The organism is Xanthomonas sp. SI (genome assembly GCF_014236855.1).
Taxonomy (GTDB): Bacteria; Pseudomonadota; Gammaproteobacteria; order Xanthomonadales; family Xanthomonadaceae; genus Xanthomonas_A.
In genome coordinates this window covers 3391150-3411914 of sequence record NZ_CP051261.1, presented here as the reverse complement: position 1 = coordinate 3411914, position 20765 = coordinate 3391150, and the positions used below count along the sequence as shown (strand labels likewise).

The 20765-nt window shown below is 69.5% G+C and carries 20 protein-coding genes; 5 read left to right on the top strand and 15 right to left on the bottom strand.

What is annotated here, in order from left to right; all coding sequences use genetic code 11:
- Positions 1 to 538: 538 nt before the first annotated feature.
- The 10 genes from HEP75_RS14260 to HEP75_RS14215 all read right to left on the bottom strand — a co-directional run bounded on the left by HEP75_RS14260 (position 539) and on the right by HEP75_RS14215 (position 8361).
- On the bottom strand, positions 539 to 1321 hold the full coding sequence (locus tag HEP75_RS14260) for an anti-sigma factor (RefSeq protein ID WP_185823962.1): 783 nt from the start codon (positions 1319 to 1321) through the stop codon (positions 539 to 541).
- Positions 1318 to 1875, bottom strand: a complete 558-nt coding sequence (locus HEP75_RS14255; RefSeq protein ID WP_185823961.1) for a sigma-70 family RNA polymerase sigma factor — start codon at positions 1873 to 1875, stop codon at positions 1318 to 1320. The genes HEP75_RS14260 and HEP75_RS14255 overlap by 4 nt, the downstream gene beginning before the upstream one ends.
- 58 nt (positions 1876 to 1933) lie before the next feature.
- Complete coding sequence (locus tag HEP75_RS14250) at positions 1934 to 2305, bottom strand: DUF4345 domain-containing protein (RefSeq protein WP_185813371.1); 372 nt, start codon at positions 2303 to 2305, stop codon at positions 1934 to 1936.
- A gap of 88 nt (positions 2306 to 2393) precedes the next feature.
- Positions 2394 to 3182 carry a hypothetical protein gene (locus tag HEP75_RS14245; RefSeq protein ID WP_185823960.1) on the bottom strand — a complete coding sequence of 263 codons (789 nt, stop codon included), beginning with the start codon at positions 3180 to 3182 and terminating at the stop codon, positions 2394 to 2396.
- 297 nt (positions 3183 to 3479) lie between these two features.
- On the bottom strand, positions 3480 to 3896 hold the full coding sequence (gene rnfB / locus HEP75_RS14240; protein WP_185823959.1) for an Rnf electron transport complex subunit RnfB: 417 nt from the start codon (positions 3894 to 3896) through the stop codon (positions 3480 to 3482).
- Positions 3897 to 3939: 43 nt separating this feature from the next.
- Entirely contained in the window at positions 3940 to 4542 is a 603-nt protein-coding gene (locus tag HEP75_RS14235) for an HAD family hydrolase (RefSeq protein WP_185823958.1), read from the bottom strand.
- A gap of 95 nt (positions 4543 to 4637) precedes the next feature.
- Positions 4638 to 6707 carry a methionine--tRNA ligase gene (metG, locus tag HEP75_RS14230; RefSeq protein WP_185823957.1) on the bottom strand — a complete coding sequence of 690 codons (2070 nt, stop codon included), beginning with the start codon at positions 6705 to 6707 and terminating at the stop codon, positions 4638 to 4640.
- 189 nt (positions 6708 to 6896) lie between these two features.
- Positions 6897 to 7349: a DUF2147 domain-containing protein gene (locus tag HEP75_RS14225; protein WP_185820534.1), complete on the bottom strand. Its 453-nt coding sequence runs from the start codon at positions 7347 to 7349 to the stop codon at positions 6897 to 6899.
- A gap of 254 nt (positions 7350 to 7603) precedes the next feature.
- A complete protein-coding gene (locus HEP75_RS14220; RefSeq protein WP_185823956.1) occupies positions 7604 to 7999 on the bottom strand; it encodes a VOC family protein in 396 nt (131 codons plus the stop codon).
- Positions 7996 to 8361 carry a VOC family protein gene (locus HEP75_RS14215; RefSeq protein ID WP_185823955.1) on the bottom strand — a complete coding sequence of 122 codons (366 nt, stop codon included), beginning with the start codon at positions 8359 to 8361 and terminating at the stop codon, positions 7996 to 7998. Before HEP75_RS14215 ends, HEP75_RS14220 begins: the two co-directional genes overlap by 4 nt.
- A gap of 223 nt (positions 8362 to 8584) precedes the next feature.
- Here HEP75_RS14215 and mmuM point away from each other — a divergent pair, with 223 nt between their 5' ends.
- Positions 8585 to 9538, top strand: a complete 954-nt coding sequence (gene mmuM / locus HEP75_RS14210) for a homocysteine S-methyltransferase (protein WP_185823954.1) — start codon at positions 8585 to 8587, stop codon at positions 9536 to 9538.
- 164 nt (positions 9539 to 9702) lie between these two features.
- Here mmuM and HEP75_RS14205 read toward each other — a convergent pair whose 3' ends face one another.
- From HEP75_RS14205 to HEP75_RS14195, 3 genes are all read right to left on the bottom strand, one after another.
- Positions 9703 to 11574 carry a DUF885 family protein gene (locus HEP75_RS14205; RefSeq protein ID WP_185823953.1) on the bottom strand — a complete coding sequence of 624 codons (1872 nt, stop codon included), beginning with the start codon at positions 11572 to 11574 and terminating at the stop codon, positions 9703 to 9705.
- Positions 11575 to 11866: 292 nt separating this feature from the next.
- Complete coding sequence (locus HEP75_RS14200; RefSeq protein ID WP_185813360.1) at positions 11867 to 12640, bottom strand: queuosine precursor transporter; 774 nt, start codon at positions 12638 to 12640, stop codon at positions 11867 to 11869.
- 10 nt (positions 12641 to 12650) lie between these two features.
- The gene (locus HEP75_RS14195; protein ID WP_185813359.1) at positions 12651 to 13328 is read right to left on the bottom strand and encodes a DUF502 domain-containing protein; all 678 of its coding nucleotides are present in this window, start codon (positions 13326 to 13328) and stop codon (positions 12651 to 12653) included.
- 87 nt (positions 13329 to 13415) lie between these two features.
- Here HEP75_RS14195 and HEP75_RS14190 point away from each other — a divergent pair, with 87 nt between their 5' ends.
- Positions 13416 to 14756, top strand: a complete 1341-nt coding sequence (locus HEP75_RS14190; RefSeq protein ID WP_185823952.1) for a hypothetical protein — start codon at positions 13416 to 13418, stop codon at positions 14754 to 14756.
- A gap of 26 nt (positions 14757 to 14782) precedes the next feature.
- Here HEP75_RS14190 and HEP75_RS14185 read toward each other — a convergent pair whose 3' ends face one another.
- Together HEP75_RS14185 and trxA are read right to left on the bottom strand one after the other, a co-directional pair.
- On the bottom strand, positions 14783 to 15232 hold the full coding sequence (locus HEP75_RS14185) for a DUF4442 domain-containing protein (protein ID WP_185823951.1): 450 nt from the start codon (positions 15230 to 15232) through the stop codon (positions 14783 to 14785).
- A 154-nt stretch (positions 15233 to 15386) separates the two neighbouring features.
- Complete coding sequence (gene trxA, locus HEP75_RS14180) at positions 15387 to 16250, bottom strand: thioredoxin (RefSeq protein WP_185820527.1); 864 nt, start codon at positions 16248 to 16250, stop codon at positions 15387 to 15389.
- A 211-nt stretch (positions 16251 to 16461) separates the two neighbouring features.
- On the opposite strand from trxA, the gene HEP75_RS14175 reads away from it, so the two are divergent.
- From HEP75_RS14175 to lptE, 3 genes are all read left to right on the top strand, one after another.
- Positions 16462 to 17085: a DUF998 domain-containing protein gene (locus HEP75_RS14175; RefSeq protein WP_185823950.1), complete on the top strand. Its 624-nt coding sequence runs from the start codon at positions 16462 to 16464 to the stop codon at positions 17083 to 17085.
- A 266-nt stretch (positions 17086 to 17351) separates the two neighbouring features.
- Entirely contained in the window at positions 17352 to 19994 is a 2643-nt protein-coding gene (gene leuS, locus HEP75_RS14170) for a leucine--tRNA ligase (RefSeq protein ID WP_185813355.1), read from the top strand.
- Between the two features lie 151 nt (positions 19995 to 20145).
- Positions 20146 to 20748: an LPS assembly lipoprotein LptE gene (gene lptE / locus HEP75_RS14165; RefSeq protein WP_185813354.1), complete on the top strand. Its 603-nt coding sequence runs from the start codon at positions 20146 to 20148 to the stop codon at positions 20746 to 20748.
- The last annotated feature ends 17 nt before the right edge of the window (positions 20749 to 20765 follow it).

The following is a 20765-nucleotide window of genomic DNA, read 5'->3' as shown; positions in this document are numbered from 1 at the left end:
AGCCCCTCTCCCATCGGGAGAGGGGTTGGGGTGAGGGTGCGTCGGCACGGATAGGCTGGCGTGCCTGGATTTGCGTGGCTTCGCCCGTACCCTCATCCGCCCCTTCGGGGCACCTTCTCCCGGAGGGAGAAGGGAGGCGCTTAGTCTGCGCTGCGTTGTCTACGAGATGCATTAGCCCCCTCCCACCGGGAGAGGGGGTGGGGTGAGGGTACATCGGCACGGACAGGCTGGCGCACCTGGATTTGCGTGGCTTCGCCCGTACCCTCATCCGCCCCTTCGGGGCACCTTCTCCCGATGGGAGAAGGGAGCATGGCGCGTAGTCTCGATGCCGTGTTGTTTTTTCTACGGCGTCAAGCGTGGCGCACTGAAAGCGCAGGCCGCGTTAGCCCCTCTCCCATCGGGAGAGGGGTTGGGGTGAGGGTGCGTCGGCACGAATAGGCTGGCGCATCTGGATCTGTGAGGCTTCGCACGTACCCTCATCCGCCCCTTCGGGGCACCTTCCCCCGGAGGAGGAAGGGATGCAGGGCGCGGCTGTTGCCTACGGCGCCAGGCGCAGCGTGCTGATGCCGCCCTTGGCCACGACCGGGCCGGTGGCGACGCCGCCGGGCGCGCCGCCGGGGGGTTCCATCGTCACCGCCAGCAAGGCGCCGTCGCTGAGCAACGGCATCAGCGCGTCGGGAATGCGCGCCGCGCGCGCCTGCGCGTCATCGAACACGCCCATCGAACGCGCCTTGCCGTCGGCCGGGATCAGCCACAGCTCCGGCACGCGCGCGGAGTCGCGGCTGCCGGCCAGCGGGGTCAGGGTGATGCGCTTCTTGTCGGCGTCCATCAGCACCACGTAGCCAGGCTTGCCGTCGTCCTGCATCAGCGTCGAGGTCATCGCGATGCCGGTCTCGGCCGGCGTTGTCGCGACCGGCGGCGTGGGCGTTTGCGGCGGCAGCGGCTGACGCGCGACCATCAGCGTGAGCATGCAGGCCGCTGCGGTGGCGAAGCCGCCGGCGCTCAGCCAACGCCAGGTGCGCACGCTTTCCCAGAAGCCAGGCGATGCCGTCGGCGCGCGCGGCGACGGCGCATCCAGGCCGAGCGATGCGCGGATGCGCACCCACACGCGTTCCGGCACCGCGACCGGCGCGATCTCGTCGGCCAGCGGCATCAGGTGTTGCTGCCATTGCGTCACCGCCGCGGCGAACTCGGCGTCGGCGTCGATGCGTTGTTCGGCGGCGCGGCGTTCGGGCGCATCGAGCACGCCCAGCACGTATTCGCCGGCCAGCACGTCGCGCGGCGGCAGGGTTTCCTGCGGATCGGGCACGGATGCGTTCATCGTTCCAGGCACGCCTTCAGCTTGGCCAGGCCGCGCCGGATCCAGCTCTTGACCGTGCCCAGCGGCGTTCCGCTGCGGTTGGCGAGTTCCTCGTAGGTGATGCCCTCGAAGAACGCGGTGCGGATCAGGTCGCCGCGCGGCGGTTCCAGTTCGCCCATGCACACGTCCAGGCGCCGCCCGGCGACGCGCCATTCGGTCTCGGCCAGCGGATCGCGGCCGTCGTCGTGCAGTTCGCCAGCGTCGTCGAGCGCCACCGATTGCCGCGCCGGCGCACGCGCGCGCAGGTAATCGATGGCCTTGTTGCGCGCGATCATGGTCAGCCAGGTCAGGCCGCGCGCGCGCTGCGGATCGAACTGCGCGGCCTTGCGCCAGACCGAAGTGAACACTTCCTGCAGCACGTCTTCGGCTTCGCCGCGCTGCGGCACGATGCGCAGGCACACGCCGAACAGGCGCGGCGAGGTGCTGCGGTACAGGCGTTCGAACGCGGCGCTGTCGCCGGCCGCAGTGGCGACCAGCAATTGGCCTGCTTCGTCGTGATCGGGCGTCTCGGTCATGCCGGGGAGCGGTGGCGAAGGTGGCAGCGATGCTACAGGCTTTCGGCGCGCGCGTCGCTCAACGACGCTGCCCGCGCCACAGCGCGAGCGCGGCGAGCAGCAGCGCGATTTCGAATACGGCCAGGCCGGTGGTGGTCGGTCCGACCGGCCACAGCCGCAGCAGGCTGGCGCTGCGGTAGAGCACGATCGGGACGTAGAAGGCGAGCGCCAGCAGCAGCCCGGTACGGATCTGCCCGCTACGGGCGAAATAGCCGAACAGGAACGCCATGCCCAATTGCAGGCCGCCGTAGATGACCAGGTATTCGGACTGCCCGGAGCGGTCCAGGCCGATGTAGCCGACCGCGGCGGCGGTCTGCGCCGGCAGGAGCGTGCACCACAGCGCCAGGATCGCGTACAGCGCAGCGTTGAACCACAGATAGGCCTTGGCCATGGATATTCCTTGTCGGGAGAGGGGCGATGCGGTTGCATGGGTGTAGCGTCCGCGAGGGACGCGGGCGTGAAGACGGCGCCGACGCGCTTCAGCGCGCGCCGCATTGCGCGACCAGCGGTTGCTGCAGCGCCTGGTTCCATGCGGCGTCGTCGGCCTGGCCGCGCAGCCGCTCGGGAAAATCGATACGCACCTGCGCATAGCGGCCGCGCGCGTCGCGGACGTTGCCGATGCCGCGGAACTCGAGCAGACGGCGATCGTCGTGCGCGTAGGCGACCGTGATATTCGGCAGCACGCCGCCGTACCAGGCGTCCACCGACAGGGTGTAGCGCTGCACGCCGGCGTCGGCCGCCGCGGGCTTGATCTGGAACTCCAGCGTGCGTAAGGCGCTGGGCAACACGAAGGCGACGCGTTGCGGCGTGCCCTTGCTCAACGCGTCCCAATGCAGGCGCAGGAAGGCATCGAACCCGGCATCGATCACCTGCGGCGCCGCCGTCGCCGGCAACGGCGCGCTGCGCTCCGGCTCGCCGTCGCGCTGGCTGAACATCACCCGGCCACTGCCGGCACGGCGCACGCCTTCGCGGTAGCCGCTGCGCGCGTCGACCAGTTCGAAATCCGGGGCGATGCTGCCGTCGGCGATGCGCTTGCGCGCGAACGGCGTGCCGTCGGCGCAGCGGTACAGCACCAGCCGCGCGCCGTCGTCGCGCACCCAGTGGCTCTCGCGGTACAGCAGTTGCTGACCGTTCGGCGCATAGGCCAGACCGTCGTAGTGCAGCATCGCCCGCGCCGGGGCGGCAACGCCCAGCGCGGCCAGGCATGCAGCGGCGGCCAGCGGCAGGCGCGCGCGGACGAGGGGAGACGTGGCGATCGGCATGTGCATGCGTGGCGCTTCCGTGAGACGGTGACAGCTGTCAATACGCAGCCGGCGCCGATCCGGATGCGCTGACGGCCCGGCCGATGCTGGATACCAGCGGGGTCATCCCTTCCGGGTAGGCCGCGTCATGTCACGCGGCGTGGGGCGGTGACTGTCCCGGCAAATCCAACGCAGGAACGCTCCCGCACCCGCGCGGTGCTGCGGCCTCTTGCGGGTGTGGACAGGTGTTCATCATTCCACTTGCTTGCACCATGCACGCGCAAGCCAAGCGCGGCCCGACCTGCGCGAGGGCGGAGCGTGCAGCTAGACCGGGCGCAGCTCGATGCAGTCCACCGGGCAGGCCGGCACGCACAGTTCGCAGCCAGTGCACAGCGGCGCCAGCACCGTGTGCATGTGCTTGGCGCCGCCGACGATGGCGTCCACCGGGCAGGCCTGGATGCACTTGGTGCAGCCGATGCAGTCGGCCTCGATCACCCACGCCACCTGCGGCTGCTTGTGCGTGCCGCGGCTGCGGTCGTAGGGCAGTGGTCCGCTGCCGAGCACGCGCGCCAGCGCCCGCGCGCCGGCATCGCCACCGGGCGGGCAGCGGTCCACCTGCGCCGCACCGCGCGCCATCGCCTCGGCGTACGGGCGGCAGCCATCGAAGCCGCATTGGCCGCATTGGGTCTGCGGCAGCAGGCGATCGAGGCGTTCCAGCAGCTGGTCTTGGTCGGGCTTCATGGCGGATTCGGCGCGTCGGATGCGGCGCGCTGCAGGGCGAGGGTCAGGCGATGCGGCGTCCGCCGTACCAGCGCTCGTGGGCCAGCGCCAGCATCGGCCGGTCTTCGCGGCTGTCGCCGTAGGCGTAGACGCGCGGATAGGCGGCCACATCGTAGCGCGCGCGGATCAGCCGCGCTTTGTGCGGCCCGCAATCGCCATCGGCATAGTGCCCGGTCAGCCGGCCGTCGCGCGCTTCCAGGCGGTTGCAGATCAGCTCAAGCCCGTGCTGCTGGCACCAGGGCTGCAGGTACAGGTCCAGCGACCCGGATACCAGCACCACGCTGTCGCCCTGCGCCTGATGCCAGGCGATGCGCTGCATCATCTCCGGCCGCAGCAGCGTCGGCAGCACCTCGCGCGCATACGCCCGGGCGTGCGCGGCGATCTCCTCTGCGGTCCGGCCAGCGAACACGATCCGCGTGACCCGCCTGCGTATCGCCTGCGCCGACACCAGGCCCAGCCGATACCCGGCCAACCACGGCCCCACCGACCACTTCGCCCGCGCCAGCTGCCGCGGCGTGGCGACGCGGCGCAGGAACCGCGAATAGGTATCGGTGGTGGTGACCGTGTGGTCGAAGTCGAACAGGGCCAGGGAGCCGGGATTGGGCATTGGAGATTGGGGATTCGCAAAGGCAGGTCATGAAGCGGATCGAGCAAGGGACCCGCTTCAACGAATCCCGAATCCCCAATCCCGAATCCCAGCCTTCAACGCACCGGCATCCCCGGCTGCGCGCCGCTGTCGGCGTCGAGCAGCGCCAGCGCGCCGCCGTCGAAGCCGGCCGACAGGATCATGCCTTCGCTCAGGCCGAAGCGCATCTTGCGCGGGGCCAGGTTGGCGATGAACACCACGCTGCGGCCGACCAGCTTTTCCGGCTCGGCGTAGCTGCCGCGGATGCCGGAGAAGATCTGCCGCTTGCCCAGTTCGCCGGCGTCCAGTTCGAAGCGCAGCAGCTTGTCCGAACCCTCGACGAATTCGCACACCAGCACCTTGCCGATGCGCAGGTCGAGCTTGGCGAAATCGTCGATGCCGATGAGGCCGGGATTCGGGAGTGGGGATTCGGGATTCGCGGCGGCTTTCGCTTCGGTCTTGGCCGGCGCCGGCTTGGCGGCGGCGGGCGCGGGGGCGAGGGTGTCCTTGGAGGCTTCGGTCATGGCGTCGATCAGTTTGGGGTCGATTCGGGTGAACAGTGGGGCGTAGGGCTGGATGACGTGCGCCAGCAGCGGCGCGTTGAGGTCTTCCCAGGCGCTGAGCGGCGCGGACAGGAATGCTTCGGCTTCGGCGCTGGTGCGCGGCAGCACCGGCTTCAGCGCGCCGGCCAGCACCCGGAACAGGTTCAGGCCCTGGGTGCAGACCGCCTGCAACTGCGCGTCGGCACCGTCCTGCTTGGCGATCACCCACGGCTTGTGTTCGTCGATGTACTTGTTGGCCTCGTCGGCCAGGGCCATGGTCTGGCGGAGCGCGCTGGCCGCGTCGTTGCGCTCGTACGCGTCGCGGATCGGCTCCAGGGCGGCGACGAAGCGCGCGTACTGCGCCGGGTCCGGCAGCGCGTCGGCCAGTTGGCCTCCGAAGCGCTTGTCGATGAAGCCGGCGCAGCGGCTGGCCAGGTTGACGAACTTGCCGACCAGGTCGGCATTGACCCGCGCCACGAAGTCGCCCAGGTTCAGATCCAGATCGTCCACGCCGCCGGAGGACTTGGCGGCGAAGTAGTAGCGCAGCGCCTCCGGCTCCAGGCCCACGTCCAGGTAGGTGCGCGCCATCACGAAGGTGCCGCGCGACTTGGACATCTTCGCGCCGTCCACCATCAGGTAGCCGTTGACGTGCAGCCGGGTCGGCGCGCGATGGCCGGTGCCGTGCAGCACCGCCGGCCAGAACAGGCCATGGAAGTTGACGATGTCCTTGCCGATGAAATGGTGCAGTTCGGTGGTGGTGCCGGCGGCCAGGTGCGGTTCGAACGCTTCGCCCAGGCTCGCGCACAGGGTCTGGAAGCTGCTCAGATAGCCGATCGGCGCGTCCAGCCACACGTAGAAATACTTGCCCGGCTGGCCGGGGATCTCGAAGCCGAAATACGGCGCGTCGCGCGAGATGTCCCAGGCGCGCAGCCCGCCCTCGCTGTCCAGCCACTCCATCAGCTTGGCCTTGACCCCGGGCAGGGCCACGTCGCCGGCCAGCCATTCGCGCAGGAAGCCGTCGAAGCGGCCGACCTCGAAGAAGAAGTGCTCGGAGTCGCGCAGTTCCGGGGTGGCGCCGGAGATCACCGACTTGGGCTCCTTCAGCTCGGTCGGCGCATAGGTGGCGCCGCAGACCTCGCAGTTGTCGCCGTACTGGTCGGCGCTGCCGCAGTTGGGGCAGATGCCCTTGATGTAGCGGTCGGGCAGGAACATGCCCTTGGCCGGATCGTAGAACTGCGCCACCGAGCGCCGCGCGATGTGGCCGCCAGCCTCGAGCTTGGCGTAGAACGCCTCGGTCAGCGCGCGGTTGGCGGCCGAGTTGGTCGAGTCGTAATGGTCGAAGGCCACGCCGAACGCGGCGAAGTCGCGCTCGTGGCTGGCCTGGATGTTGGCGATGAAGTTCTCCGGGGTGACCCCGGCCTTCTCCGCGGCGAGCATGATCGGCGTGCCGTGGGTGTCGTCGGCGCAGACGAACCAGGTGCGGTCGCCGCGCAGCCGCCGCGCGCGCACCCAGATGTCGGCCTGGATATAGCCGACCAGATGGCCCAGGTGCAGCGGACCATTGGCATAGGGCAGGGCGGTGGTGACGAGAGCGGTGCGGGTCATGGCGAACGGCGATCCTGGGGGATCGCGATTATCGCATTAGTCTGGAAAGCCGGGATTGGGGATTGGGGATTCGGGATTGGAGGTATCCCGCCACCTGCAGGTGCGTAGTGGTTGCCTGAAAAAAACAAGGGCGCCCGAAGGCGCCCCGTTTTTACCAATCCCGAATCCCGAATGCCGAATCCCGGCACTTCACTCCCTGATCCAGGTCTGCGTCCGCCCCAGCGCCTCGATGCCGATGTAGCCGCGCATCTGCAGCTTCTTGCCGCCGTCGGTGAGGGTGACCTTGGCCTTGTAGGTCTTGCCCTTGGCCGGGTCCAGCACCGAACCGCCGCTCCATACCGCGGTGCCGTCCGGCTTCAGCCCCCACAAGATGGTCATGCCCTTGATCGGCTTGCCCTTCTGCGCACCGTCGCACTTGTCGCACAGCGGGTTCGGGCCGTGGTTGGACTGCAGGATCTCGACGACCTTGCCGCTCAGCGTGCCGTTGCCGGCCTGCTCGATCTGCACGATGGACTTGGGCTTGCCGGTTTCGTCGTCGATGGTCTGCCAGCGGCCGACCGGCGAGGTGTCGGCGGCCTGCGCGACGAACGCGGCCACGCTCAACGGCAGGGCCAGCAGCAGGGTCTTGAAGGTGGTGCGCATGTGTCCCCTCCCAGGGTGTGTGCGAAGCGGCCGGCGCATTGCCGACCTGGGGCCGACTGTATACCCAAGCGTATGGTGCTGGGAATCGCCGGCCGCGGGCGGTTCAGCGAGTCGCCGGCGCTCTTCAGGGTCCGACAGTCGAAGCCGGGTTGCTCCTGCTTGGTCGCGGCGCCGCTGGGCGTCGCTTGCGTAGCGTGCGACGCGAACGCAGCGCGACAGGAGTACGCAGTCGAATTGACGTGGGCTTGCGTCGCTTACGCGATCTCGTACAGCTCCAGCGGCAGGTCGTCGGGGTCGGCGAAGAAAGTGAAGCGGCGGCCGGTGTACTCGTCGACGCGGATCGGTTCGGTGACCACGCCGTGCGCCTGCAGGTGGGCGACGGCGGCGTCCAGGTCGTCCACGCGCAGCGCCAGGTGGCGCAGGCCGCAGGCCTCCGGGCGGCTGGGCCGCGGCGGCGGTGCGGGGAAGGAGAACAGTTCGATTTGGGTGCCGTCGGGCAGGGCCAGGTCCAGCTTCCAGGAGTCGCGCGCGTCGCGGTAGACCTCGGCGACTACGCGCAGACCGAGGATGCGGCAGTAGAAATCCTTCGAGCGCGCGTAGTCGGCGGCGATGATCGCCACGTGGTGCACGCCGCGCAGGGTCAGGCTCATCGGCACAGCGCCTGACCGAACTGCAGCAGGTGGCCGTCCGGATCGTGGATCGCGAACTCGCGCATGCCGTAGGCGAAGTCCTCGATCGGATAGGCGATGCGCGCGCGCGGCTGCAGCCGCTGCCACCAGGCGTCGACGTCGTCGGTGCGGAAGTACAGCGAGCCGGGAAAACCGGCAGCTGCTGCATCGGTAGGTGCTTGTTGCGCGGCCAGCATCAGCGCCAGCGACCCATGCCGCAGCGATGCCCAGCCGGCGTCCGCACCGCCGCCATCGATGCGGAAATCCAGCGTGTCGGTGTAGAACGCCAGCGCCGCGACGAGATCGGTGCTGCGCAGCATCGGCGTCAACGCGGTGAACGTCATGCGCTGCTCCGGTAAGGAAGGAAGAGTGTCAGCCATGCGCCGAGCATAGCGCAGCGTCAGGTGTGCGTCTGGGCGATGCCTGGTGAAGATCGGCGTTCGCATGCGGCGGTGGCGCCATCGCTGCATGTGCGCAACGAGCGATGCGCGCAAGCGCCCACATTCCGTGCAGCCGCCACTGCCTGACACAATGGCGGCATCACGTTTCGCCCGCGAGGACGCGAGCATGCCGCACAACCCATTGACCGCGCTGCTGGCCGACGACCGCTGCATCGTGCTCGACGGCGCACTGGCCACCGAACTGGAGGCGCGCGGTTGCGATCTCGGCGATGCGCTGTGGTCGGCCAAGGTGCTGCTCGAGCAGCCGCAACTGATCCGCCAGGTGCACCTGGACTATTTCCAAGCCGGCGCGCAATGCGCGATCACCGCCAGCTATCAGGCCACGCCGCTGGGATTCGCCGCGCGCGGTATCGATCCGGTGCAGTCGCGGCAACTGATCGTGCTGAGCGCGCAGCTGGCGCTGCAGGCGCGCGACGCCCATCTGGCCGCGCATCCCGAGGCCGGCCCACTGCTTGTTGCCGGCTCGGTGGGACCGTATGGCGCCTATCTGGCCGACGGCTCGGAATACCGCGGCGACTACGCGCTGCCGCAGGCGCGGATGCTGGACTTCCACCGCCCGCGCATCGCCGCGCTGGTCGAAGCCGGCGTGGACCTGCTGGCCTGCGAGACGCAGCCGTCGCTGGCAGAGATCGCCGCGCTGCTGGCGTTGCTGCAGGAGTTTCCGCAGAGCACGGCGTGGTTTTCGTTCACCCTGCGCGATGCCATGCATCTCAGCGACGGCACGCCGCTGCGCGAGGTGATGTCGCTGTTCGATGGCCATCCGCAGGTGGTCGCGCTCGGCGTCAACTGCGTTGCGCCGGCGTTGTGCACCCCGGCGCTGCAGCATCTGGCGACGCTGACCCGGTTGCCGCTGGTGGCGTATCCGAACTCCGGCGAGCGCTACGACGCCGTGGGCAAGCGCTGGGATGACCGCGGAGGCGATGCCTGCGGTCTGGCCGGTCATGCCGATGCCTGGCGCGCTGCCGGCGCCCGCCTGATCGGCGGTTGCTGCCGCACCACGCCGCGCGCCATCGCGCAGCTGGCGCAGCGGTTGCGCGCGAATGCGTTGCACGGCGGTTGATCTGGCGAGCGCGGCGTCGCTGTGCCGGCGTCGGTTCTGCAGGAGCAATGCAGACTGCCTCGATGCGCCGGGAATCCCCTGTAGGAGGGGCTTCAGCCCCGACCGCTCTACCGATAGAACCCGGACGGGGCCGAAGCCCCTCCCACAGTAGCTACCAGCCTCGCTCAACCCTTCTTGCTCGCCACCCAGCGCTCGACCTTTTCCTGCAGCACGTCCAGCGGCACCGAGCCGTCCTTCAGGATTTCGGCGTGGAATTCGCGGATGTCGAACTTGGCGCCGAGCTGGGTGCGTGCGTATTCGCGCAGCTGCATGATCTTCATCTCGCCGATCTTGTAGGACAGCGCCTGCCCGGGGATGGCCATGTAGCGCTCGGTCTCCGCCTCGGCATCGGTGCGGCTGGTGGCCGAGTTCTCGAGCATGTAGTCGATCACCTGCTCGCGGGTCCAGCCCTTGCTGTGCAGGCCGGTATCCACCACCAGGCGGATTGCCCGCCACAACTCGTTCTGCAGGTAGCCGAAGTAGTTGTACGGATCCTGGTACAGGCCCAGTTCCTTGCCCAGCGATTCGGTGTACAGGCCCCAGCCTTCGATGTAGGCGGTCTCGCCGCCGAAGCGACGGAACTTGGGCAGGTTGCTCAGCTCCTGCTGCAGGCCGAGCTGGAAGTGGTGGCCGGGGATGGCCTCGTGCAGGTACAGGTCTTCCGCATCCCAGGTCTTGCGGCTGGGCAGGTCGTAGGTGTTGACGTAGAAGATGCCGGGGCGCGAGCCGTCTTCGCTGGGCCGCATGTACGAACCGCTGGCCGCCGACTGCGCGCGGTACGGCTCCACCGGACGGATCTCGAACGCGGCCTTCGGCCTCAGCGCGAACAGGCGCGGCACCGCCGCGTCCACCCGCGACTCCAGGCCGCGGTAATAGCTCAGCAGCTCGTCTTCGCTCTTGAAATTGAAGCGCTTGTCGGTCTGCATGAACTTGAAGAACTTCGGCATCGAGCCGCGGAACTTCACCTGCTTCATCACCACCTGGATATGCGCCTGGATGCGCGCGACCTCGTCCAGGCCGATCTGGTGGATCTGCGCCGGACTCAGGTCGGTGGTGGTGCTCTGGCGCACGTTGTACGCGTACCAATCCGCGCCGCCGGGCAGCGCGCCGACGCCGGCGGTGTTGCGCGTGGCCGGCAGGTATTCGGTGGCGATGAAGCCGCGCAGCTCACGGTAGGCCGGCATGATCCGGTACTCGATCAGGCGTTTGTAGTCGGCGGTGATGCGCTGCTTGTCGGCCTCGGGCATGTCCGCCGGCAGGTTGCGCACCGGACCCCAGAACAGGCTCTCCTCGGCGCTGGGCTTGATGATCGAGTCCAGCTGCGGCAGCACCTTTTCCACCAGGGCGCGCGGCTGCACCACGCCGGCCTTCATGCCGTCGCGCATGTTGGCGATGGCCTGGTCGAACAGGGCAGGAATGCCGAGCGCGCGCCGCGACCAGTTGTCGTAGTCCTTGACCGTGTGGAACGGCTGCGCGCCGGTGCCCGAGCCGAGCATCACCATGATGCTGCCGACGTTGTAGAACTGGTTCACCGGCTGCATCCAGCTCGGATACTTCTCCGCTTCCAGCGCCGTGCGCGCATCGCTGACGAAGATCTCGTAGCTGAGCAGGTCCTGCCCGCTCAGCCCGTCCTTGCCGATCGCCTCGGCCTTGCCCAGCCACAGCACGGTGAAGTCGTGCGACTGCTGTCGGAACGCTGGCGAAAGGAAATTGGGCAACTGGTCGTTGTAGCGGCTGTCGCCCTGGAACGTGGCCTGCAGCGGATTGAGCTTCAGCGATGCTTCCCAGTAGTCGTCGTACAGGCGGTTGAGCTGCTGCGCTTTGCTCAACACCACCGGCGCTTGCGCCGGTCGCGCCTTCCTGGCCTTGCTGCGGGTCTGCACGGTCTGCTGTTTCTTGACGGCCTTCTTCTTGGCCGCGTCCGCCGGTGCGGCCAGCGACAGGCTCAGGACGGCGGCGATGGCGAGCGACAGCAGGCGGGGAAAGCTGGGCGGCATTACGGGCTCCAACGACAAGCGAGCACAGGAGCTTGCCCGATCCGCACCGTGGAGGCCACCCACCGCTGCGCGCACGGTCAGGAAAAACCCGGTTAGCCAGTGGGCCTTGCGGCGGAGGCGGCGGGTGCGCGTGGCGCGCGCGACTCAGGCCGGACGGCTGTCTTGGCGTTTGCGCAGGCCTTGCATGGGCGAGAAGGTGGGCGCACCGGCGGCGTGCCCGCCGTGCGAATGCGGCATCCATCCGGGCGCGCGGATCCGCGCGTGGCCGCATCGGCGCGGCCGATCCGCGCACTCAGTCGGCCGCGGCTTCCTCGCGCAGCTGCTCGGCGCGCTCGGGACTCAGGTAGTCGGTGATCAGCCGCCGCATCAGGTACAGCAGCGGGATCAGCAGCACCGCCAGCAGCATCTTGCAGATGTAGTTGAGCGTGCTCACCGCCAGGAACAGCGGGATCGACCAGTGCTGCGGGCCGAGCACGAAGGCGATGTAGATGACCACGAAGCTGTCGATCAGCTGCGACACCGCGGTGGAGCCGGTGGCGCGCAGCCACACGTGTTTTTCGCCGGTGACGTTGCGGATGCGGTGGAACACCGCCACGTCGATCAGCTGCCCGGCCAGGAACGCGACCAGCGAGCCGGCGATGGTCCACAGGCCCTGGCCGAACACCGCCGCGAACGCGGCCTGGTAGTCCGGCACCCCCTGGTTCTGCGCCGCGCCGACCCAGAACCCGGCCGGCGCCAGCGCGATCGCCGCGAACGCGAACAAAAAGCCGTAGCCGATCAGCGCCACCGCCAGCCAGGAGATGAAGCGCACCCCGCGGCGGCCGAAGAATTCGTTGATGGTGTCGGTGAGGATGAACACCAGCGGCCACAGCAAGGTGCCGGCGGTGAAGTTCATCGAGCCGGTCTGGCCGAACAGGTTCCAGTTCAGCGGCGCGATGCCCAGGGTGTCTTCCAGGGCGAAGATCTTGACCCCGATGAATTCGGCCAGCGCCGCGTTGACGCAGAAGAACGCGGCCAGGCCGATGAACAGGCGGACGGCGCGATCGTCGAGCGTGCCGTTGCGCATTCGCCTTTCCTCAGCGGTCCATGGTGCGGGTGAACGGCACGCTGTCCGGCGCCACCGCGCCGCCGGAGATGATGAAGCTCATCGCCTGGTCCACGCTCCAGTCGGTGGGGGTCAGCAGCTCCACCGGCACGATCTCCAGGTAACCGGAGGTCGGGTTCGGCGTGGTCGGCACGTACACCGCGGCCAACTCGCGGCCGGTGCCCTGTTCCTTGATCACCCGGGTCACCAGGCCCACCGACTTCATGTCGCGATGCGGGAAGTCGATCAGCACCACGCGCTGGGTGCTGCCGGGCTGGGTCTGCAGGATGTCCAGCAGCTTGCGCGCGCTGTCGTAGACCACGCTGGCCAGCGGAATGCGGCGCATGACCGCCTCGAACCAGCGCAGCAGGCGCTGCCCGATCACCCGCCGACTGAGGATGCCGACCAGCAGGATCACCGCCAGGGTGGCGATCAGCGCGATGGTGTTCTGCACCCACAGCGCGGTGGCCCAGCCCATTTCGCGCGGGAACGAGGCCGCGATGCGCGCCGACAGCGGCACCACCCACGGACTGCTGATGCCCGACAGCAGCACGAACACGAACTTGACCACGACCCAGGTCAGCCAGATCGGCAGCAGGGTCAGCAGGCCGGTGAAGAACAGCCGTTGCAGGGACGGGCGGGGGTGCGGAGCGGGGGTATCGGGCGACATCCGCCTAGTGTAGCGGCGCGCTGCGCCTGCCGCTGCGCCCGACCGCTAAGATGGCGCACTCCGTGCAGGTGCGATTAGGGAAGCGGCGTGGCGAGGATCGGCAAGTGGATCGGGGGCGGGCTCGGCGCGGTGCTGCTGCTGGCCGTGGCGCTGTATCTGGCATCGCGGTGGTGGCCGGTGCCGGCGGCGCAGCGCGCTGCGTTGGCGCAACTGCGGCAAGCGCCGCCGCCGCTGCAGGGGCCGAACCTGTTCGTCGACCTGTGGCTGCTGCCTTACGCCATTCCGCCGGCACAGCGGCAGGCGGTGCTCGACGAAGACCTGCGCAGGTTCCGCCAGGGCCTGGCCGGGCAGCCGTTGCGCAGTGCGGCCAGCGATTATCCGCGCACGCCGGACTGGCCGTCCGAGCGCGTGTCGCGTTGCAATTGGGACGAGGACGATTGCCTGGCGAAGGTGCGTGCGCGGCGGCAGGACTATGCGCAGGCGCTGGCCGCGCAGGACGCCTTGCTGGCGCGCATGCCGGTGCCGACGGCGGCATCGGGCTATCGCACGCCCTTCCCGGTGCACCAGGAAGGGGCACTGCCTGCGTTCTCGGTGCTGCAGACGCCGCCGATGCGCCGCGCTCTGGATTTCGTCGAGGGTCGGACCGATCCGGCCCTGGCCGGAATCTGCAACGACGGCAGTGTGGCGCGGGTCTTGCTGCGCAGTGGCGACAATATGCTGGCGACGACGATCGGGGCGGCGATGTTGCGCGGCAATGCGCGCCTGTTCGCCGCCATGCTCGCCGAGCTGCCCGCGCAGCAGGCGCTGCCGGCGCAGTGCGCACAGGCGTTCGCGCCGCTGTCGGTCGACGAGGTCAGCCTATGCCGGCCGTTGCGTGGCGAGGCGCGCGCGTTGTTCGCGTCGCTCGACGCGTTCGACCGCACGCGCGCTGCGCCGGATGAGCGCTGGTACGAAGCATTGGGAGTGACCCTGCTGTTCGACCGCGCGCGCAGCGAGGCGCTGGTCGCGCCGGCCTACACCCGGACGTGCGCGGCAGACGTGCGTGCGAGCCTGCGCGCGGACCGGCGGCTGGCCCAGGCGCAGATGACCGCACCGGTGGGCTCGCCGTTCTCCTGCCTGGCCAATCAGTTCGGATGCGCGTTGGTGAGCTTGCCGGCGTCCAATTTCGTCGGCGGTGCGCAACGGGTGCTGCAGGATACCGCTGCGGCGATGCGGCTGACCTCGGCGTTGCTGTGGCTGCGTGCGCATCCCGGCGTCCAGCCGCTGTCGCAGCGCTTGGCAGCGCTACCGCCCGATCTGCGCGGGGCGCAGCGTCCGCTGCAGGCGACAGCCGACGGACAGGGCGTGCAGGTGGCGCTGTACGCCCACAGCGAAGGCGATGCGCTGCGCTTGCCGTTGCCGGGCAGCAGGCTGCCGCACAGAAACTGAAAATGGCGACATGCGCGCCGCGTGCATTACCGCGCCGGCTTGCGCTTGACGTACAGCTGCTTGCGCGTGCGCGCCACCACCTCGCCCTGCGCGTCGAGGATCTCGTTGTCGAACCAGCGCAGGTATTTGTCGCCGCCGGCGGTGGCGGTGCGCATTTCGTCCAGCAGTGCGTCGTCCAGGCGGAACTGCGCGGTCACCGTGCCGCGCCCCGGGCGCACGAACTCGATGCTGCCGGCCTTGTCCCAGACGTAGTAGGCGCTGCCCAGGTTCTGCATCGCCAGCAGCATCCAGAACGGATCGGTCATCGCGAACAGGCTGCCGCCGAAATGGGTGCCGACGTAGTTGCGGTTCCATGGCCGCATGCGCAGCTCGACCCGTGCGTAGCGGTAGTCCGGGCTCAGCTCCACCAGATGGATGCCGGCGAACAGGAACGGCGGCCACAGGTTCAGGCCCAGGCGGAACAGGGAGGCTTTCATGGCGAACGGTGAGCGGCGCTAGGGGAGGGCGAGCTTACCATTCGCATGGGTATGGTGGGCTTGGGCGGCGGACAATGCCGTTGCGCCGCGTCCCACGTCACGCAACGGCCAGCCCTGCGCAGGCACGGCCGGCTACCTCCTTCCGAGTGTGGCTTCAGAACAGCAACGCCGACATCTTGCGCCGGTAGCGGCCGACCAGGTCCTCGTCCTCGATCACCCGGAACGCGTCGATCAGCGACTTCTTGGGCAGGCCGTCCTCGAAGCTGCGGTCCTGGCGCAGCATCTCCAGGAACTGCTCCAGCGCCGCTTCGTCCTCGCCGCCAACCAGACGCTGCACGCCGAGTAGGTAGCGCGACTTCAGATCGGCCGGGTCCTGCGCGATCGCCGCCTGCAGCGATTCCAGCGGCGGCGCCGACTGCAACGCGCTGACGAAGCCCAGCCGCGCCCGCGCGCGCACCGCGCGCTCGTCGGTGGCCAGGTTGGCCGGCAGCGCGTCGATCAGCGCCTCGGCTTCGCTGGCCGCACCGGTCTTCACCAGCGCCAGCGCCAGGTCCAGCTTCAGTTCGTCCTTGTCCGGCTCGGCGGCCACCGCGTCGCGCAGGCGCAGCACCTCGGCGTGCGGGTCCAGCGGCGCTGGGGGCGCGTCGTCCTGGACCTCGGCCGGCGCCGGCAGCGGCGCGATGCCGTGCTGGGTCAGGAACTCGCGCAACTGGCCTTCGGGCATGGCGCCGGGGAAGCCGTCGACCAGTTGCCCGTCCTTGACCAGGAACACGGTCGGCACCGAGCGGATCTGGAACGCGGCGGCGATCTGCTGCTCCTGGTCCACATCGACCTTGGCCAGCTCGAACGCGCCGTGGTACTCGGCGGCCAGCTTCTCCAGGATCGGGCTCAGGGTCTTGCACGGGCCGCACCAGGGCGCCCAGAAGTCCACCAGCACGGGGGTCTGCAGCGATTTCTGCAGCACTTCCGCTTCGAAGGTCTCGGTCTTGGCGTCGAAAACGTGGGGCATGTCGGACATGGGAGGCATCGTGGCTGGCGAAGAAGATTGAGTTCTATGGTGGCAGACCGGCGGCGACGCAAGGGTACGCAGGCCGGCGATGGCCTCCGCGCCGGCGTCGCGGCGATCGCGGCCATGCCGGGCGCGCAGGGTGCCAGCCGCGGCCGCAGCGGCGACAATGGGCGTCTTGGCGCGCCGCGGTGGCGTGGCGGCGCAGGTGCCCGGAGACACGATGGCGAACCGATACGATCAGGCGCTGCGCTACGCAGGGCCGTTGCTGGCGCTGGTCGCCGTGGCCGCGGTGGTGGGCTTCGGGCTGGCTCTGCCGGGCTACCTGCCGTGGTCGCATCCGGTGGCGCTGCTCGGCGCCAGCGGCATCGCCCATGCCGGGGCCTTCGACCTGCTGGCCTTCGTGCTGCCCGGGGCGCTGGCGGTGGCGCTGGCGCTGCGCCTATTGCAGCGCAGCGGCCGTGGCGCGCCCTGGTCGCTGCGCGTCGGCGGCCAGTTGCTGCTGCTGGCCGGGCTGGCCTTTGCCGGCATGGGCCTGCTGCCGCTGGACCCGGCCGACCTGGAGTCGCGCGCCACCCAGTTGCATGCCAGCGCCTGGCTGCTGTGGGTGGTGGCGCTGGTGGCGGCCGCCAGCCTGCTGGCCGTCGGTGCCTGGCGCCAGCCCGGCGCGCGCGGCTGGGCGCGGGCCGCGCTGGCGGTGGCGCTGCTGGCCGCGCTCGGCGCGTTCGCGCTGGACGCGCTGCTGTCGGCGGCGGTGGCGCAGCGGCTGGTGTTCGCGCTGTGGTGGGCCTGGCTGGCGCTGCTGGCATGTTGGCCCGGGCCGCAGGCGCTGCCGCGCAGCGGCTGAAACCGCCGCCGCCGCGCAATCGGCGCCGTCCCGCAGCGCATCGAACCCGTCTGGCGCGAGGCCGTTGCGCGGTCCGTCCGCCGCGCCGGCCGGCGCGGCAAGCGTGGTTTTCCCCGTCTCCGCCGCCCTGGCAGCGATGCGCGCGGTGTTCCCCGGGCCGGGCGCGGGCGAGCGGCGCCGGCACCGCTCGTCGCCAGGATTGGAGCCGCTTGCTGCGCTGCGGTACCCTTGCCTGCTTTGTTGCCGCCTGGCCCTTGCCCGTTTCCATGTCCGCCGTCGAGCCCACCGCCTACGACCCGCAGCAGGTCGAATCGTCCGCCCAGCAGTTCTGGGACGCCACCCGCGCCTTCGAGGTCAACGAGACCTCCGACAAGCCCAAGTTCTACTGCCTGTCGATGCTGCCGTACCCGTCCGGTGCGCTGCACATGGGCCACGTGCGCAACTACACGATCGGCGACGTGATCAGCCGCTACCAGCGCATGAACGGCAAGAACGTGCTGCAGCCGATGGGCTGGGACGCGTTCGGCCTGCCGGCCGAGAACGCCGCGATCAAGAACAAGACCGCGCCGGCGAAGTGGACCTACGCCAACATCGAGCACATGCGCAGCCAGCTCAAGTCGCTGGGCTACGCGATCGACTGGTCGCGCGAATTCGCCACCTGCCGGCCCGAGTACTACGTGCACGAGCAGCGCATGTTCACCCGGCTGATGCGCAAGGGCCTGGCCTACCGCCGCAATGCGGTGGTGAACTGGGATCCGGTCGACCAGACCGTGCTGGCCAACGAGCAGGTCATCGACGGCCGCGGCTGGCGCTCCGGTGCGCTGGTGGAGAAGCGCGAGATCCCGCAGTGGTTCCTGCGCATCACCGACTACGCGCAGGAACTGCTCGACGGCCTGGACCAGCTGCCGGGCTGGCCGGAATCGGTCAAGACCATGCAGCGCAACTGGATCGGCCGTTCCGAAGGCCTGGAAATCCAGTTTGAGGTGCGCGACGCCGACGGCGCGGCGCTGGATCCGCTGCGCGTGTTCACCACGCGCCCGGACACGCTGATGGGGCTGACCTTCGTCTCCATCGCCAGCGAACATCCGCTGGCGCTGCATGCGGCCAAGTCCAACCCGCAGCTGGCCGCCTTGCTGGCCGAGCTGAAGCAGGGCGGCGTGTCCGAGGCGGAACTGGAAACCCAGGAAAAGCGCGGCATGGACACCGGCCTGGTGGCGGTGCATCCGATCAGCGGCGAGCAGGTCCCGGTGTGGGTCGCCAATTTCGTGCTGATGGGCTACGGCACCGGCGCGGTGATGGCGGTGCCCGGCCACGACCAGCGCGATTTCGAGTTCGCCAACAAGTACGCGCTGCCGATCCGCCAGGTGATCGCGCTGACGGCGCCGAAGAACGACGAGGAGCGCACCTGGGAGTCGAGCGTCTGGCGCGACTGGTACACCGACAAGACCCGCGAGTTCGAACTGGTCAACTCGGCCGAGTTCGACGGCCTGGACTACCACGGCGCGTTCGAGGCGCTGGCCGAGCGCTTCGAGCGCAAGGGCCAGGGCCAGCGCCGCATCAACTACCGCCTGCGCGACTGGGGCGTCAGTCGCCAGCGCTACTGGGGCTGCCCGATCCCGGTGATCTACTGCGCCAGCTGCGGCGCGGTGCCGGTGCCGGAAGACCAGTTGCCGGTGCTGCTGCCGGAGAACGTGGCGCTGAGCGGCACCGGGTCGCCGCTGAAGACCGATCCGGAATGGCGCAAGACCACCTGCCCGCAGTGCGGCGCGGCGGCCGAGCGCGAGACCGACACCTTCGACACCTTCATGGAGTCGAGCTGGTACTACGCGCGCTACACCTCGCCCGGCGCCAAGGACATGGTCGACAAGCGCGGCAACTACTGGCTGCCGGTGGACCAGTACATCGGCGGCATCGAGCACGCGATCCTGCACCTGATGTACTTCCGCTTCTTCCACAAGCTGCTGCGCGACGCGCGCCTGGTGGACAGCGACGAGCCGGCGACCAACCTGCTGACCCAGGGCATGGTGATCGCCGAGACCTACTACCGCGACAACGGCGACGGCTCCAAGGACTGGATCAACCCGGCCGACGTGGACGTGCAGCGCGACGAGCGCGGCCGCATCGTCGGCGCCAGCCTGATCGCCGACGGCGCGCCGGTGCAGATCGGCGGCACCGAGAAGATGTCCAAGTCCAAGAACAACGGCGTGGACCCGCAGGCGATGGTCGGCAAGTACGGCGCCGACACGGTGCGCCTGTTCTCGATGTTCGCCGCGCCGCCGGAGCAGTCGCTGGAGTGGAACGAGGCCGGCGTGGACGGCATGGCACGGTTCCTGCGCCGGCTGTGGGCGCAGGTGCATAAGCATGTCGCCGACGGCGCCGCCCCGGCGCTGGATGCGGCCGCGCTGGGCGCCGAGCACAAGGCGCTGCGGCGCAAGACCCACGAGACCATCGGCAAGGTCGCCGACGACTACGGCCGGCGCCACAGCTTCAACACCGCGATCGCCGCGGTGATGGAGCTGACCAACGCGCTGGCCAAGTTCGACGATGCCGGCGACCAGGGCCGCGCGGTGCGCCAGGAAGCGCTGGAAGCGGCGGTACTGCTGCTCAACCCGATCACCCCGCATGCCAGCCATGCGCTGTGGCAGGCGCTGGGGCATGCGCCGACGCTGCTGGAAGACCTGCCGTTCCCGCAGCCGGACCCGGCTGCGCTGGTGCGCGACGCGCTGACCCTGGCGGTGCAGGTCAACGGCAAGCTGCGCGGCACCATCGAGGTCGCCGCCGACGCCCCGCGCGAGCAGATCGAGGCGCTGGCCCAGGCCGAGCCGAACACCGCCAAGTTCCTGGAAGGCCTGAGCATCCGCAAGATCATCATCGTGCCGGGCAAGATCGTGAACCTGGTGGCGGCGTGAACCGCGCCGCCGAGGGCGCACGCGGTGTCGCGGCGCCAGGTGCGGCGGCAGCGTCGGCGCGCGCTTCGGTACGTCTCAACCCTCGTTCACGCGGCATCGGGCAGGCTAGCCGCCTGTTGCCGCGCCCAGCCGGCTCCTCCAGACTGTGTCCATGACCCGACTCCTGCTCGCCCTCGTCCTCGCGACGACCCTGACCGCCTGCGGCTTCCATCTGCGCGACAAGCTGACCCTGCCGGCCGGCACGCCCTCGGTAAAGGTGGTCTCCTCGGCGCCCTACAGCGAGCTGGTGAAGCTGCTCGAACGCGGCCTGCGCGCCGCCGGTGCGGAGATCGCGCCGAAAGAGGTCAACACCGGCGTGGCGCGCCTGGAAGTGCTGTCCGAGCGCTGGGGCGATCTGCCGATCGCGCTCGACGCCGAAGGCCGCGCCCAGGAATACAGCCTGCGCTACGCGGCGATCTTCGTGTTCCGCCGCGCCGACGGCAGCGTGCTGGTGCCGCAGCAGGTGATCGAGCTGTCGCGCGACTACGTGTCGCCGCCGACCGACGCCACCGGCACCACCACCGAGCGCGAGATCCTCGCCGACGAACTGCGCCGCGAGATGTCGGCCTCGATGCTGCGCCGGATCGACAGCGTGGTACGCGCCGAAGTGCGCAGCGGCAAGAACGTCAACGAAGCGCCGCCCGCCGCCACCGGCACGCCGGTCGAAGGCACGCCGGACCCCGGCACGCCGCCGGCGACCTCGCCGCAGCCTTGATCCGCCGGCCACCGTCC

What these genes read in the sequence shown, in the direction of transcription:
- HEP75_RS14260 (WP_185823962.1), bottom strand. Translation starts at nt 1,321, where the DNA reads ATGAACGCATCCGTGCCCGATCCGCAGGAAACCCTGCCGCCGCGCGAC.
- HEP75_RS14255 (WP_185823961.1), bottom strand. Translation starts at nt 1,875, where the DNA reads ATGACCGAGACGCCCGATCACGACGAAGCAGGCCAATTGCTGGTCGCC.
- HEP75_RS14250 (WP_185813371.1), bottom strand. Translation starts at nt 2,305, where the DNA reads ATGGCCAAGGCCTATCTGTGGTTCAACGCTGCGCTGTACGCGATCCTG.
- HEP75_RS14245 (WP_185823960.1), bottom strand. Translation starts at nt 3,182, where the DNA reads ATGCACATGCCGATCGCCACGTCTCCCCTCGTCCGCGCGCGCCTGCCG.
- rnfB (WP_185823959.1), bottom strand. Translation starts at nt 3,896, where the DNA reads ATGAAGCCCGACCAAGACCAGCTGCTGGAACGCCTCGATCGCCTGCTG.
- HEP75_RS14235 (WP_185823958.1), bottom strand. Translation starts at nt 4,542, where the DNA reads ATGCCCAATCCCGGCTCCCTGGCCCTGTTCGACTTCGACCACACGGTC.
- metG (WP_185823957.1), bottom strand. Translation starts at nt 6,707, where the DNA reads ATGACCCGCACCGCTCTCGTCACCACCGCCCTGCCCTATGCCAATGGT.
- HEP75_RS14225 (WP_185820534.1), bottom strand. Translation starts at nt 7,349, where the DNA reads ATGCGCACCACCTTCAAGACCCTGCTGCTGGCCCTGCCGTTGAGCGTG.
- HEP75_RS14220 (WP_185823956.1), bottom strand. Translation starts at nt 7,999, where the DNA reads ATGAGCCTGACCCTGCGCGGCGTGCACCACGTGGCGATCATCGCCGCC.
- HEP75_RS14215 (WP_185823955.1), bottom strand. Translation starts at nt 8,361, where the DNA reads ATGACGTTCACCGCGTTGACGCCGATGCTGCGCAGCACCGATCTCGTC.
- mmuM (WP_185823954.1), top strand. Translation starts at nt 8,585, where the DNA reads ATGCCGCACAACCCATTGACCGCGCTGCTGGCCGACGACCGCTGCATC.
- HEP75_RS14205 (WP_185823953.1), bottom strand. Translation starts at nt 11,574, where the DNA reads ATGCCGCCCAGCTTTCCCCGCCTGCTGTCGCTCGCCATCGCCGCCGTC.
- HEP75_RS14200 (WP_185813360.1), bottom strand. Translation starts at nt 12,640, where the DNA reads ATGCGCAACGGCACGCTCGACGATCGCGCCGTCCGCCTGTTCATCGGC.
- HEP75_RS14195 (WP_185813359.1), bottom strand. Translation starts at nt 13,328, where the DNA reads ATGTCGCCCGATACCCCCGCTCCGCACCCCCGCCCGTCCCTGCAACGG.
- HEP75_RS14185 (WP_185823951.1), bottom strand. Translation starts at nt 15,232, where the DNA reads ATGAAAGCCTCCCTGTTCCGCCTGGGCCTGAACCTGTGGCCGCCGTTC.
- trxA (WP_185820527.1), bottom strand. Translation starts at nt 16,250, where the DNA reads ATGTCCGACATGCCCCACGTTTTCGACGCCAAGACCGAGACCTTCGAA.
- HEP75_RS14175 (WP_185823950.1), top strand. Translation starts at nt 16,462, where the DNA reads ATGGCGAACCGATACGATCAGGCGCTGCGCTACGCAGGGCCGTTGCTG.
- leuS (WP_185813355.1), top strand. Translation starts at nt 17,352, where the DNA reads ATGTCCGCCGTCGAGCCCACCGCCTACGACCCGCAGCAGGTCGAATCG.
- lptE (WP_185813354.1), top strand. Translation starts at nt 20,146, where the DNA reads ATGACCCGACTCCTGCTCGCCCTCGTCCTCGCGACGACCCTGACCGCC.